The sequence below is a fragment of the Acidimicrobiales bacterium genome (assembly GCA_035294085.1).
Classification (GTDB): domain Bacteria; phylum Actinomycetota; class Acidimicrobiia; order Acidimicrobiales; family Bog-793; genus DATGLP01.
In genome coordinates, this window is the sequence record DATGLP010000023.1 from 1 (window position 1) to 13,139 (window position 13,139).

At 73.7% G+C, this 13,139-nt stretch carries 13 protein-coding genes and 1 tRNA gene; 3 read left to right on the forward strand and 11 right to left on the reverse strand.

Annotated elements, in window-relative coordinates:
* Positions 1–679: 679 nt before the first annotated feature.
* From VKV23_07555 to VKV23_07595, 9 genes are all read right to left on the reverse strand, one after another.
* A complete protein-coding gene (locus VKV23_07555; protein HLI15890.1) occupies positions 680–958 on the reverse strand; it encodes a type II toxin-antitoxin system Phd/YefM family antitoxin in 279 nt (92 codons plus the stop codon).
* A 678-nt stretch (positions 959–1,636) separates the two neighbouring features.
* Positions 1,637–2,116: a hypothetical protein gene (locus VKV23_07560; protein HLI15891.1), complete on the reverse strand. Its 480-nt coding sequence runs from the start codon at positions 2,114–2,116 to the stop codon at positions 1,637–1,639.
* Positions 2,117–2,261: 145 nt separating this feature from the next.
* Positions 2,262–2,338: transfer RNA gene (locus VKV23_07565), tRNA-Val, on the reverse strand.
* Between the two features lie 54 nt (positions 2,339–2,392).
* Positions 2,393–2,803, reverse strand: a complete 411-nt coding sequence (locus VKV23_07570) for a DUF4232 domain-containing protein (protein HLI15892.1) — start codon at positions 2,801–2,803, stop codon at positions 2,393–2,395.
* 216 nt (positions 2,804–3,019) lie between these two features.
* The gene (locus VKV23_07575) at positions 3,020–4,300 is read right to left on the reverse strand and encodes a Glu/Leu/Phe/Val dehydrogenase (protein ID HLI15893.1); all 1,281 of its coding nucleotides are present in this window, start codon (positions 4,298–4,300) and stop codon (positions 3,020–3,022) included.
* A gap of 29 nt (positions 4,301–4,329) precedes the next feature.
* Positions 4,330–5,232, reverse strand: coding sequence for a DMT family transporter (locus VKV23_07580; protein HLI15894.1), 903 nt, complete (start codon positions 5,230–5,232; stop codon positions 4,330–4,332).
* Between the two features lie 8 nt (positions 5,233–5,240).
* On the reverse strand, positions 5,241–5,948 hold the full coding sequence (locus tag VKV23_07585) for a ribonuclease HII (protein HLI15895.1): 708 nt from the start codon (positions 5,946–5,948) through the stop codon (positions 5,241–5,243).
* Entirely contained in the window at positions 5,945–6,361 is a 417-nt protein-coding gene (locus VKV23_07590; GenBank protein ID HLI15896.1) for an RpiB/LacA/LacB family sugar-phosphate isomerase, read from the reverse strand. The genes VKV23_07585 and VKV23_07590 overlap by 4 nt, the downstream gene beginning before the upstream one ends.
* Positions 6,362–6,374: 13 nt before the next feature.
* Positions 6,375–7,388 carry an NAD(P)H-dependent glycerol-3-phosphate dehydrogenase gene (locus VKV23_07595; protein HLI15897.1) on the reverse strand — a complete coding sequence of 338 codons (1,014 nt, stop codon included), beginning with the start codon at positions 7,386–7,388 and terminating at the stop codon, positions 6,375–6,377.
* Between the two features lie 106 nt (positions 7,389–7,494).
* On the opposite strand from VKV23_07595, the gene cofC reads away from it, so the two are divergent.
* Together cofC and VKV23_07605 are read left to right on the forward strand one after the other, a co-directional pair.
* Entirely contained in the window at positions 7,495–8,124 is a 630-nt protein-coding gene (gene cofC, locus VKV23_07600) for a 2-phospho-L-lactate guanylyltransferase (GenBank protein HLI15898.1), read from the forward strand.
* Positions 8,121–8,861: a PIG-L family deacetylase gene (locus VKV23_07605; protein ID HLI15899.1), complete on the forward strand. Its 741-nt coding sequence runs from the start codon at positions 8,121–8,123 to the stop codon at positions 8,859–8,861. The genes cofC and VKV23_07605 overlap by 4 nt, the downstream gene beginning before the upstream one ends.
* A gap of 65 nt (positions 8,862–8,926) precedes the next feature.
* On the opposite strand, the gene VKV23_07610 is transcribed toward VKV23_07605, so the two are convergent.
* Positions 8,927–9,751, reverse strand: a complete 825-nt coding sequence (locus tag VKV23_07610) for an HU family DNA-binding protein (GenBank protein HLI15900.1) — start codon at positions 9,749–9,751, stop codon at positions 8,927–8,929.
* Here VKV23_07610 and VKV23_07615 point away from each other — a divergent pair.
* Positions 9,731–11,092 (forward strand): type IV secretory system conjugative DNA transfer family protein, encoded by a 1,362-nt coding sequence (locus tag VKV23_07615; protein ID HLI15901.1) that lies wholly within the window; start codon positions 9,731–9,733, stop codon positions 11,090–11,092. The two genes, VKV23_07610 and VKV23_07615, sit on opposite strands and share 21 nt — an antisense overlap.
* Positions 11,093–11,098: 6 nt before the next feature.
* Here VKV23_07615 and mobF read toward each other — a convergent pair whose 3' ends face one another.
* Positions 11,099–13,120: a MobF family relaxase gene (gene mobF, locus VKV23_07620; GenBank protein HLI15902.1), complete on the reverse strand. Its 2,022-nt coding sequence runs from the start codon at positions 13,118–13,120 to the stop codon at positions 11,099–11,101.
* Positions 13,121–13,139 lie beyond the last annotated feature (19 nt).

A 13,139-nucleotide genomic window follows, 5' to 3' on the forward strand; every position in this document is an offset into this window, starting at 1 on the left:
GCGGGGAATTCCGATGGCCGCGCGCGGGGAATTCACATGGCCGTCCGCGGGAAGCGAGGTGGCCGCGCGCGGGGAATTCTCGTGGCCACGCGCGGGGAGAAGTCATGGCCGCCTGTGGGGAGATCCTCGTGACCGTTGACATCCGGAAAGGCGAGCAGTCGGCGGCGGACGGCCGTTGCGACGACCGGACCGGCCATCCTCATCCCGAGGGCAGCAAGCCAGCGCACCAGGTTGTGGGCGATGCTCGCGAGCACGGCCCGCGCGCCGTTCGCCCCCCTTTCCGCGGATGGTCAGCGGCCCAGGGACCTATCGGGACGGTGGAATCAGGCCAAGTGGGCCATCGGCACTCGCATCAGAACCTGCCCGCTCTGCGCCTGCCGCTCGTGTCGCTGTGCAGTGCTTCGAGCACTCGGGGTCAGCGCGGGTCGGTTGTGTAGGCGACGGACCGATGACGGACAGCGAAGACACGGACGACGCGTCGGTCATCGTCGAGGTGGTAGATGATCCGGTAGGTACCGACCCGAAGCGATCGCAGCCCCCGAAGACGCCCTCGAAGGATGTGACCTGCGTCGGGATCGCGTTCCAGAAGGCCAAGGGCCTCGACGACGGCGTCGGACACCGGCCAGTCGAGATCGACAATCTCTCTGCGAGCCCGTCGGACGAGCTCAACCCGGCTCACCTATCGACGTCGATGGCCGAGCTCCCGGCGCAGCTCGTCGAGCGTCACGGTCTCCCCACGCTCGGCCTCGCGGCGCCCTTCCTCGATCGCGGCAAGCGTGTCCGGGTCGGACAGGATCTCAGCGGTTTCCTCCAAGGCTTCGTACTCGTCGACCGGAACGAGCACGGCAGCGGGACGACCACGTCGGGTGATGACCACGTGCTCCCGGAGGTCGGCGACCTGGTCTATGACCTGGCTGAGCTCGCTACGAAGCTCCCGGACTGGGACCGTCTTGCTCACGACGAAAGTGTACCCTGTCGCGTACACAGTCGCGCCGTCGCTGCTGGTACACGCTCCTCAGCCGCACCCCGCTCGCCCTGGTCTGGTCGCCGCCTGCGCCTGCGTGGTCGTGAACTTCGGGCGTCGTTCGGGCGTCGTCGACGCCTTCGAGATCCACGCACTCGGGAAGGCTCGCCGCGCCAGTCCACCGCGGCCGACACCGCGAAAGCGTCGCCGCCGGACCCTTGCCGACCTCGCCAGGGTGACCGCCGACCCACCGCCGTCGTGGCGCCCCTGCTCGGAGCTCACCTGCTCCGCCTGGGACGCGCTGCGCCCCGGAACGGGCCCGGAACGCGACGAACGGCGGGCCGCGGGGTCGTCCGCTCGGTGAGTCACACCCAAACGTGAGATGGTGGACGTCCAGCTTGACGACCTCATGGTGGGCCGCGGTCGCTCTTTTTCGAACGTCCCTGACGTGCGGAAACGACTAGAGGTGTTCGAATCGTGCCGACGGCCGTCGGTGGACGCCGGGGGACTTTGGGCGGTGGCTATCGCTTCTCGGACGGCGAAGCCGGCCGAACAGGCGGCTTCTGGCCCTTCTCGATGTAGCCGATGAGATCCTTGTTCGGCCGGAAAGGAGGTGGCTCAGGCCGGCTCTTCACCGGCAGCGAGGCTGGCGCGCTCTGAGGCGCCTTCTCCTCAGCCATGCAACCGACCTCCCATCGCCGTCAGTCTACCGGTGACGACCAGGGCAGCAGCGGTGGCCAGGCAGCCGACGGCCGCCCGAACTCGCCATCCCTTCTGCCTCACGAGCGTCGCGGCCTCCTTCACCATCTCGATCTGGGTGTCCAGCAACTCCAGGCGCGTCTCCGCCTCAGACGCGGTGAGGTTGGCCTGCCGGAGTCGCTCGACCTCCAGCACGGGATAGCGACGCGGGAGGAACGCCCACGCCGCGAGGACAGCGGCGACAACGGCGACGGCGAGTCCAACCTCGAAGACCACCTTGCCCGCCACGGCAACCTGCGCCGTAGCACCGAGACCAACCAGCACACCAGCGAACCCCAGGACGACGCCAGCCTTGCCATCGAGACTCTCGGCGTGCGCGTTCATCGTCTCTCGCTCTGCAGCAACCTGCGCGAGAACGATGACCAGCGAGGGGAGCTGCTGATCGTCGTCCACCCCGACGAGGGTACGAGGTCGCTGTATCAGCCCTGGAGGGACGCCAGGAAGTCCAGTGTCGATCTGCCTGGGAATTTCGAATCCGCTACGGCTGACCGAACACGCACGGCGATGACCAGCGGAAAGACGTGCGGATTCGTTGGTCTGGTGGGCGCTAGAGGACTCGAACCTCTGACCTGCTCGTTGTAAGCGAGCTGCTCTGACCACCTGAGCTAAGCGCCCGCTGGGGCGTGAGCCGCTCATCTTCGCACCGGGCGGGCGGCTCCCCCTGCCTGGCTAGGGACTCTCCGAGCCAGGCGGTGCGAAGGCGTAGACCTTCACTGCCGTGCCGCACGGCGCGAGGGACAGCGGAGCTGAGAGCGCCTCGCTGCTCCCCGGCGGCGTGACCGCCACCGAGGCGACGGTTGCACACCCTGCGCCGTTGACCGGCACATCCGGCGCGACGAGGAGGAACTCCGCGCGACCGTTCGGCGCGAGCGTCACGAGCTGCGGCGGCGGCCCCGCGTCCTCCGTGCCGATCGGCAGCTTTGGACCCGCGCCGGCACCCGAGGCGCCTGAGGGTCCGAAGAGCGCGACCGACGGGTAGCCGTCGAGCGAGCAGGTCGTCGGGCCCTCGTTCGTCACGTCGAGGCGCACGTAGACGGTTCCCGCCGCCGCGCCGCCGGGCGCCACGGTGAGCGCGAGCACCCCCGTCGAGCACGATGGGTGGCTCGCGACGGTGGAGCCGGTCGATGAGGTGGGAGGCTGCGTCGACGGGGGCGGCTGCGTCGGCCGGGAGCTGGACGGTGACGACGATCGAGCACCGGAACATGCCGCGAGCGCCACTCCGCTCGCGGCGAGCGCCGCGAGAAGGACGAGCGCCCCCCGCGGACGGAACCCACGCGCCGCGACCATCCACCCCTCCTACGGGAACAGCCCGCGCAGGCGCGTCGCTTCCGCGACGCGCTCCAAGCCGAGAGCCACGGCCGCTCGGCGCAGGGACACCTTCAGGGCTTCCGCCTTCTCCTGGGTGGCGCGGAAGGCCTGCTCCATCGTCGCGTGCAGGCGCGCCGAGATCACGCCTGGCTCCCACGGGTAGCCGGCGCGATCCTGGGCCCACTCGAAGTACGAGACGACGACGCCACCTGCGTTGGCGAGCACGTCGGGGACGACGACGATTCCGCGGCGTTCGAGCACAGCATCTGCCGCTGGCGTCGTCGGGCCGTTCGCCGCCTCCACGACCACGCGCGCGCCGAGGCGCTCGGCGACCTCGGCGTTGATCACGCCGCCGAGCGCGGCCGGCACGACGAGCTCGCACTCGAGGTCGAAGATCTCGTCCCGGCCGAGCGGGTCGGCCTTCGGAAACCCGACGACGGTGCCGGTCCGGGCGACGTGCTCGGACAGTCCGGCCGGGTCGATGCCGGCGGGGTTGTACACCGCCCCGGCGACGTCGGCCACCGCGACGACACGCATCCCGAGCGAGGCGAGCAGGTAGGCGAGCGGCGCGCCGACCTTGCCGTAGCCCTGGAGGACGCAGCGAGCGCCCGCCAGCTTGAGGCCCAGCGCGTCGAACAGCGCCCGCGTGCAGATCGTCACGCCCTGCGATGTCGCCCCGGCACGCCCGTGGCTCCCCCCGATCGCGATCGGCTTGCCGGTGACGACGCCCGGCTGCGCCCGTCCGGACAGGACCGAGATCGTGTCCATCACCCACGACATCACCCGCTCGTCGGTGTTGACGTCCGGGGCGGGGACATCTCGGTCGGGGCCGAGGAGCGAGACGATGTCGAAGGTGTAGCGCCGGGTCAGGCGCTCGAGCTCGCCGAGCGAGAGCGACGACGGGTCGAACGCCACGCCGCCCTTGGCACCCCCGAAGGGGATGTCGACGACGGCGCACTTGATCGTCATCTCCGCCGCGAGCGCGCTGATCTCGTGGGCAGTGACCGAGGGATGGAAGCGGATCCCGCCCTTGCCAGGCCCCCGGGCCGTGTTGTGGTGCACGCGCCAACCGGTGAAGACGTCGATCCGGCCGTCGTCGCGGCGGACTGGCACGGCGACCTCGAGGACCTTCTCAGGGGTCGTGAGCAGGCGCGTCATGGACTCGTCGAGCCCGACGAGCGAAGCCCCGTCCGCGATCCGCTCGCAGACGGCGACCCACGCGTCGTAGCCGTCGGACGCCGGCGGCGGCCCCTCCTCGCTCGTCGGCACGCCCGAATGCTACTGCTCGCCTCGAGGGCTCAGGTGGGGCTGCTCGTGACCACGCGCTCGTAGGGCCGCTGCTCGGTGAGGCGCTCCTCGGCACCGGTCGCGACGAGCGGGGAGCCGGAGAGCACGAAGAGGGCCGTGAACATGACGAACAAGGCTGCCCCCTCGAGGCCCGCGCGCGCGCCGAACGCGTGCAGGTGGTCGCCGAAGAGCCAGACCCCGATCACGATGCTCGAGAGCGGGTTGACGATGAGCAGCGCCGACTGCGACGCCGCGACCGGCCCCGCCTCGAGCGCGTGCTGGCTCAGGACGAGACCCGCGAGGCCGCTCACCGCGACCCCGTAGGCCTCGAAGTGCACGAGGAGCGTGAGGGGCCCGTGCTGCCACTGGTCCGCCGCGCTCTTCACGAACGCTGCGGTGAGCGCGAAGCAGATCCCGGCAGCGACCCCGTAGGCGGCGGCACGCCACCAGCGGGGGCCGCGTCGCGCCGCACCGGCCGCGAGGGCCACCGCACCGCCGCAGGCGAGGAGCAGGAGCGCCCAGTCGAGGTGCGAGGGGCGACCGTGCCCGCCGCGCGCCGCCGACAGAGCCAGGAAGACGCCGAGGCCAGCGGCAGTCCCGGTCGCACCGACCAGCTCGCGCCACCCGAGCGTGCGCCGGAACCAGCTGCCGAGCACGAGGACGAGGAAGACGATCTCCGTGACCATCACGGGCTGGACCGTCGAGAGGTCGCCGAGCGACAGCGCGATGGCCTGGAGGAAGAAGCTGGCGGTCGTGAGGCCGAGCCCCGCGAACCAGATCGGGCGGCGAAGCACGCTCGCCATGAGCGACCGAGTCGAGCCGGGGGCCGGCGACGCCTCCTCGACACCGATTCGTTGCAGAATCGTCGCAAGAGCATTGGCGGCCGCGGCGAGCAGCGCGAGCAGGATCGCCATCGATCCCGTTATACCGCGCCTGCCTCCGAGGCGATAGGTGCGGCCCGCCGATCCAACGGCCGCGCACCCCCGTCCTGGTCCGCTTCGAGCAGGCTGCGCCCGGTCACGCCGACCGACCACGTGCGCCGGTGCAGCGAGGTGAGCCCGAGGCGGGCCACCGCGCGCCGGTGCTCCGCCGACGGGTAGCCCTTGTTGCGCTCGAACCCGTACCCGGGGTGCCGCTCGGCTGCGGCTGCCATGAGCCGGTCGCGCGTCACCTTCGCGAGGACCGAGGCCGCGGCGACGACGAGCGAGCGTCGGTCCGCGCCGACGAGCGGGAGCGCTCCGCGCCCCGTGTAGTCGTGACAGCCGTCCACGATCAGCGCCGCCGGAACCTGCCCGAGGGAGTCGAGCGCCCGGTCGGCCGCCAGCCGCTGGGCCGCGGTGAGCCCGAGAGCGTCGCACTCCTGCGCGCTCGCGTGACCGACGGCGTAGGCGGTCAGCGCCGCTGCGAGCGGGGCGAAGAGCGCCTCGCGTGCACGCTCGGTGAGCAGCTTCGAGTCGCGCACGCCCTCCGGCAGGCACGACAGGGTCTCGAGCGTGACGACCGCCACCCCGACGCTGACCGGCCCCGCCCAGGCGCCCCGGCCCACCTCGTCGATCCCCGCGACGGTCGCGCACCCTCCGGCGAGGAGCGCCCGCTCGGTACCCGTGCCGGGCAGGCACGCGCTCGTCACTGCGCCGGCTCGACGCGGGCGATGGCCTCGGCCTCGGCCGGGTCTGGCTCGCCCTCGAGGAAGGCGTCGACGACCTCGCTGGCGAGCGCCTCGCTCGTCAGCCGGAGCGAGAGCGCGAGCACGTTGGCGTCGTTCCACCGGCGAGCGCCGAGCGCGGTCGCCGCGTCGCCGCAGAGCGCGGCACGCGCCCCGGGGACCTTGTTCGCCGCAATGGCGACGCCCGTCCCCGTGTAGCAGCACACGATGCCCCGGTCCGCGTCGCCGCGCACAACCGCCCGAGCGACGGTGCGCCCGACCTCGGGCCAGGCCGCGCCCGGGGCGAGCCGCTCGACGCTGTGGCCGGCAGCGCGGAGGTGCCGAGCGATGTGCTCGACGAGCGGGGTCTCCTCGTCGCTCCCGAGCGCGATGCGCACCGGCGCATGGTACCTAGCGCGAGAGCACGCCCTCGAACTCGGACTTGGCCGCCCGGTGCATGAGGAGGGGGAGGGAGTCCCTCGGCGAGCGGCCGCCGTGGCACACGGCGACGACCTGCTCCGCGACGGGGACCTCGACGCCGTGGCGCCGAGCGAGCTCGACGAGGGGGCGGCAGGTGCGCACCCCCTCCGCCACGGTGCGCGCGCCGGCGAGGACCTCGGCGAGGCGACGACCTTCGCCGAGTGCCACCCCGACGGCGAAGTTGCGGCTCCTCCTGCTCGTGCAGGTGGCGACGAGGTCGCCGAGCCCGGCAAGGCCGGAGAAGGTGAGCGGCTCGCCGCCCAGCGCCACGCCGAGGCGCGCCATCTCGGCGAGGGCACGGGTCACGAGCGCGCCACGGGTATTGTCCCCGAGTCCGAGGCCGACCGCCATGCCGCAGGCGATCGCCATGACGTTCTTCGCGGCGCCGGCGACCTCGCAGCCGACGACGTCGTGGTTCGTGTAGACGCGCAGGGATCTCGAGCCGAACAGTCGCTGGAGCTCGCGCGCCAGCGCTGCGTCGACCGAGGCGACGACCGACGCGGCCGGCTGGCCGGCCAGGATCTCGCCCGCGAGGTTCGGGCCGGTGAGGACCCCCACGGACCTGCCAGGCCAGCACTCGGCGACGATCTCCGTCATCCGAGCGAGCGTCGTCTCCTCGAGGCCCTTGGTAAGGCTGACGACGACGGCGCCTTCGCCGACAGCCACGGCGCCCGCCTTCAGCACCTCGCGCAGACCGTGGCTCGGGACGGCGAGCACGACGAGCGAGCGCCCCTCGAGCGCCTCCTCGAGCGAGGCCGTCGCCTCGAGCGAGCGCGAGAGCCGGTGGTCGCCGAGGTAGGCGCGATTGGTGCGCGAACGCCGCACCTCGTCGGCAACCTCCTCCGAGCGTGCCCACAGCACCGTCGGCAGACGGCGCGCGAGCAGGTCCGCGACCGTGGTTCCCCACGACCCGGCGCCGAGCACGGCGGCATTCCTCAGCTGCACCTGCGCCGACCACACGCCCGAGGGGCCGACCAGCTCGACACCGTGCCCCACGGTAGTGGGCCTGACGCCGGGACGCTCGATGCGCGGCCGCCCGTAGACTCCGGCCGTGCGTGCGCTCCTCGTGCCGGTCAAGGCCTTCTCGAGGGCCAAGGAGCGGCTCGCGGGCGTCCTCGACGACGCCGAGCGTGCGTCGCTCGCGCGCCGCCTCGCGGCTGGCGTCCTCGCGGCCAGCGGCTCGATGCCGCGCTTCGTCGTCTGCGACGACGACGACGTCGCGAGCTGGGCAACCTCGTCGGGGGCAACGGTGATCTGGACGCCCGGACTCGGCCTCTCCGGCGCGGTGCGCCACGGCGTCGAGCGACTCGCGGCGCGCGGCTTCCGCCTCGTCGTCGTGGCGCACGCCGACCTCCCCTTCGCCGCGGCGCTCGACGCCTTCGGCGAACCGGGCCTGGTGACGCTCGCGCCCGATCGCCGGCTCGACGGAACGAACGTCGCCGCCGTTCCCGCCGGCTCCGGCTTCGCCTTCGCGTACGGCCCGGGCTCGTTCCGGCGCCACCGCGCCGCGGCGCGCCGCGCCGGCCTGCCCTGCCGCCTCGTCTACGACTGGAACCTCGCGTGCGACGTCGACGTCGCCGAGGACCTCGGCCTGCTCTCGCAGGATCCACTCGTCGACGGCCCGCCCGGAGTGCCCGGACGAGGGCGCGCGGACACCGCCACGGTGAGGCGGTCGCCGTGACGACCACTGACCTCGACACGCCGGCGCGCGCCCTCGCGATCGGAGCCCATCCCGACGACATCGAGTTCGGCTGCGGCGGCACCCTCGCCAAGTGGGCCCTCCAGGGCTGCGAGATCTTCCACCTCGTCCTCACCGACGGCTCGAAGGGCAGCTGGGACGCGGCCAGCGACGCGGCCGCCCTCGTCCAGTGCCGCCACGAGGAGCAGCGCGCGGCCCAGCGCGCCCTCGGCGGGCACGGCGGCGTCACCTTCCTCGACTGGCCTGATGGCGAGCTCGAGGCGGGGCTCTACCAACGGCTCCAGGTCGCTGCCTGCATCCGACGGTGCGCACCCGACGTGGTGCTCGGGCACGACCCCTGGAAGCGCTACCGGATCCATCCGGACCACCGCAACGCGGGCTGGCTCACGACCGACGGCGTCGTCGCGGCGCGCGACCCGCTCTTCTTCCCCGAACTCGGCCTGCCGCCGCACCGACCGCGCACGATCCTGCTCTTCGAGGCGGACGACGCCGACCACCTCGAGGACATCTCCGCCACCTTCGACACCAAGCTCGCCGCGCTCTTGTGCCACCGCAGCCAGCTCCGCTCGACGATGGGCATCGACGCAGCGACGGGTTCGCCTCGCTACGAGGAACAGCTCGGCGCCTTCGAGGCGCGCCTGCGACAGGAGGCCGTCGATGCTGCCGGCACGAGCGGCATCCTGCTCGCCGAGTCCTTCAAGCGGATCGACGACCGCTGACCGTTCGCGCCGCGAGCGGCCCCGCCGCGCAGTACCACGGCACGGCGGGACCGCTCGCAGCTCGCTCAGGCGCGCCGAGCGCCGCGCTTTGCCGGTGCCTTATTCGCAGCCTGCTTGGCCGGCGTGCGCCTCGTGCCAGCGTTCCTCGCCGGGACACGCGCGGCCACGGCCTTCGGGGCCGTCCTGCGCGCGGTTGGCTTGCTCGCAGCGGTCTTGCTCCCGGCGGCCTTCGCACCCGCCTTGCGCGCCGTCGCCGACGCCTTGGTCGCAGGAGCAGCGAGCGGCTTCGGCTTGGCGAGCGTGCCTCGCGAGTTGAGGTCGGCCTTCAGCTGGACCCCAGGGGTGAACCCGATGCCCTTCGATGCCTTGATCCGCACGGGGGCGCCCGTCTGCGGGTTCCGGCCACGGCGGGCCTGGCGCTCGCGCAGCTTGAACGTCCCGAATCCGGTGATGCGCACCGGCGTGCCTGCACGTACTCCGTTGGTGATCTCGTAGACGAGGGCGTCGAGTGCCGCTGCTGCCTGCACACGGGTCAGACCCGTATCGCCGCTGATCGCCTCGACCAATTCGGTTCTGTTCACTCCTACCTCCTTGAAGATGCTGCGAAGTCCACGCAATACAAGAGGATCTACGGCGCAAATGCAAGCAATGTCGCTTCCGAGGTCTCGAGCACGCCGTGTCAGCGGGTTCGAGCGCACGCTTGCCGCAACGGAACGCGAGGAGTTCTTCCAAGGTTTTCCTCCCTCTTCACCGTCCAGCAGCTGTCGGGCGGCGGTAGGCCGAGCGGTACGGCAACGCGCGACGACAGCGGTACGGACCCGCCCGGCAGGCACCCAGATCGCAGCGCGAACGACGCCCTCGCGCTCGTCGTGGCTGCCTCGCGCGCCCATCGCGACGGCCTGTATCTCGGCGAGGGAGCGGGCGGCCCCGTCTTCGCCCCGCCCGAGCACGGCCTCCTCGTCCTCGGTCCGCCGCGCTCGGGGAAGACCGCGGCGGTCGTCGTCCCGAACGTCCTCAAGGCCGCGGGGAGCGTCCTCGCGGTCTCGACCAAGCGCGACGTCCTCGACACGACGGCGAGCGCCCGGGCGCGCCTCGGCCCCGTCCTCTGCTTCGACCCGAGCGGGACCCTCGACCCGCCGCCGCCGGTACGGCGGATCGGCTGGTCTCCGGTCGCAGCGGCCCGGCGGTGGGACCACGCGGTCCTCCTCGCGGAGTCGATGGTCGGCGCGAGCCGCCCCAGTGATCATGCAGATGCCGTGCACTGGAACGAACGGGCGGGGGCCCTGCTCGCCACGCTGCTCCACGCCGCCGCCCTCGCCGGGACGTCGATGTACGACGTCGTCGCCGCCGTGAACCGACGCCGGCCCGAGCGGTTCCTCGACGTGCTGGCGCGCCACGGCGCCGCGCTGGCGCTCGACCTGCTCACCGGGATCGTCGAGACGGACGAGCGGGAGCAGAGCGGGATCTGGTCCACGGCGTCCGGCATCCTCGCCGCCTACCGGACGCACGAGGCACTCGACGCGACGCGCCTCGAGCCCTTCGATGCGCGCCGCTTCGTCGCAGAACGGGCGACCCTCTACGTCGCCGTGTCCGGAGAGCACCAGCGGCACCTCGCTCCGCTCGTCGCGGGCATCGTCCGTGACGTCAGGAGCGCCGCCTACGCGGCGCGCGCTCGAGACGAGACGGCCCCGGTGCCACGACCGCCCGTGCTGCTCGTGCTCGACGAGCTCGCCAACATCGCGCCGCTCCACGATCTCCCGGCGCTCGTCGCGGAAGGCGCCAGCCAGGGCCTGGTCACGCTCGCCTGCCTGCAGGATCTCTCCCAGGCCCGGGGCCGCTTCGGCGCGCTCGCTGACGGCTTCCTCTCCCTGTTCGGCGCCAAGCTCGTCCTCGGTGGCATCGGCGACGTCCGGACGCTCGACACGCTCGCACGGCTCGCCGGAGAGCTCGACGTCCCGAGCGCCTCGGTCACCTTCGGCGCCGGCGGGACGTTCCTTCGCCGCCGCTCGACGACCGTCGCGCCTCGCCGAGTGCCGCGGCTGCCCGCGGACCGCATCGCGCGACCCCCTGGTCGCCACGCGACCGCGGTGCTCGGCGCGCGCCCGGCGCGCGTCGCGCTCACGCCCTGGTACGCGTCGTCCCCCTGGCGAGAGGCAGCCGGCCTGGACGGCCCGAGGCACGCGCCAGGTCGCGACGCGGGACGCGAGGGCCCCGCGACACTCCGGCGCTGAGCCCGGTCATCGCGCCAGCTGGGCCGGCACCCCGAGCTCGAGCCCGGCGTCGCGCCGGCGCGTGCGGCCGGCCGACGGCCAGGCGCGCACGTCGCGGGCGAGCACGGCCGACGCGGGGCGCGCGAGGGCGCGGGCCCGCCGCTCGGCGCCGACTCGCCGCAGCGGCGCGACCGCGAGGTGGACGCGGCGCACGCTGGGATCTTCGAGGAGCGCTCGCGGCAGCGACGTGGCACCTCCGAGCACGACGAGCTCGGTCGGCGGCCGACCGCCGAGGCGTGCAGCGTCACCGCTCACGCGCCCCGCCGCGAGGACCAGGCGGGCGTCACGGCCGTCTCGGCGCGCTGCGGCGAGGAGCTCCTGCGCCCGGGCCATGAGCCCGGCGGGTCGCTCGACGAGCTCCACCCGGTGGCATCCTTCCTCGAGCACCCCGAGCGGACCCCTCGCCCCCGCGGGCGCGCCGGTGAGGTCGAGCCGCTCGACGCGCGGCACGAGCACGACCGTCCCCGCCAGCTCTCGGGCGCGCCCGACGAGACGGTCCAGCGTCGCCGCGCCGAGCGCACCGTCCTCCACGAGCACCATCCCGCCGGCGGCGAGAGCGTCGGCGCGCGCCGGGGGCTGCGCCGCCACCCCGACGACCGCCTCGAGGTAGGCCGCTCGGGCGCCGTCTGCGGCGATCGCCGCCGCCGGTCTGCCCGCGAGCGTCGCGGCTCTCGCGAGGTCGAAGAGCACCTCGGCCGCGACGCGCTGGCCGGGGTGGTGCTCGCAGACGAGGAGCGGCTCGCTCGGTGCACCGGGCGACCGCGTCACCCCCGGAGCGGCCGCACGCGCAACGGCCACGCGGCGCTCGGCCGCGGCGAGCGCCGCAGGGACGAAGAGCGGCTCGCGTCCGCCGGCCGGCAGGCGACGGCCACGGCCGAGGCGACGGGCCACGGTGCGCGCCGCCACCAGGCGGCCCGAGGCGAGCGCCGCGTCGACGGCGGCCTCCACGACGCGCACCGGCGCGCCGCCGGGCAGCACGCCGGCGACGTGGCGGACGAGCTCGTCGCGCCGGCAAGCTCGTTCCAGCCCTTCGAGCAGGCGCAGCGCCTCGACCACCTCCCCGGGCTCGGGCGGCGTCCGCTCGCCCGGCCGACGCGCCGGGGCCAGCTCGGCGAGGCGCGTCTGCGAGAGCCCGAGGGCGCGCGCACGCCCCCACCACGCCTCGACGAGCGCCTCGTAGGGCGTCTCGAGGTCCTTCGCCGGGCGCGTCCGCAGCGCGGCGGCGCGCGCCGCGCCGACGCCGTGCCGGCCGGAGGCCGCCAGCTCCTCGAGGATGGCCTCCTGACGGCGCGAGAAGGCGAGGAGCACCGATCGCGGCACGTCGACGAGGTCCGCGAACCCTCCCCGTCGCAGCTCCCAGCGGACGTCGAGGCGGGCGGCCACCTCGAAGCGCAGCTGGGCGCGATAGAGCGCGCCGGCGGTCCGCAGCTGCGCGTACAGCGCGCGCGCGTCGAGGGCTGACGCTCGCCCCGCCGCGTCGCAGGCCACGTTCGCCACGAGGACGTGGGTGTGCAGGTGCGGGTCCGGCGCCCGGCTCGTCCGGTGGACGAAGGCGGCCGCGGCGAAGCCGTCAGCCGGCACGGCGACTCGCTCGCCGCCGACCTCCCGCCGCACGCGCGCCGCGCGCCGCTCGAGGTAGGCGAGGGTCGCGGCGACGCTCGCGTCGTGGGCCTCGCGCAGGGCGGCCGCCGTCTCGGGGGCGCCGAGGGCGAAGAGGACGCTTGCGGACTTCGGCGCGGAGAAGGTGCAGTCGAAGGCGACGATGCGGCGCCGATGGAGCGCCGTGCCACGCACCTCCCCCGTCACGGCGTCGACGCCCTCGAGGAGCGCGCCGAGCGTCGACCGGTCGACCGCGGCAGGGCCAAGGTCGCGCGCCCGCGTCCCGAGCCAGTAGCCCGCGGGCTCGAGCAGGGGGCCGGCTCCCTGCGGCGGCGCCGTCGCGAGGTAGTAGGCCTCGCCGCCGCGGGCGACCTTCGCCACGGTGAGCACCGGGCGAAGCTCGCGTCTC

Bases quoted from the DNA above. Each gene is read 5' to 3' on its own strand.
- VKV23_07580 (HLI15894.1), bottom strand. From the start codon at position 5,232: ATGGCGATCCTGCTCGCGCTGCTCGCCGCGGCCGCCAATGCTCTTGCG.
- VKV23_07610 (HLI15900.1), bottom strand. From the start codon at position 9,751: ATGGGCGCGCGAGGCAGCCACGACGAGCGCGAGGGCGTCGTTCGCGCT.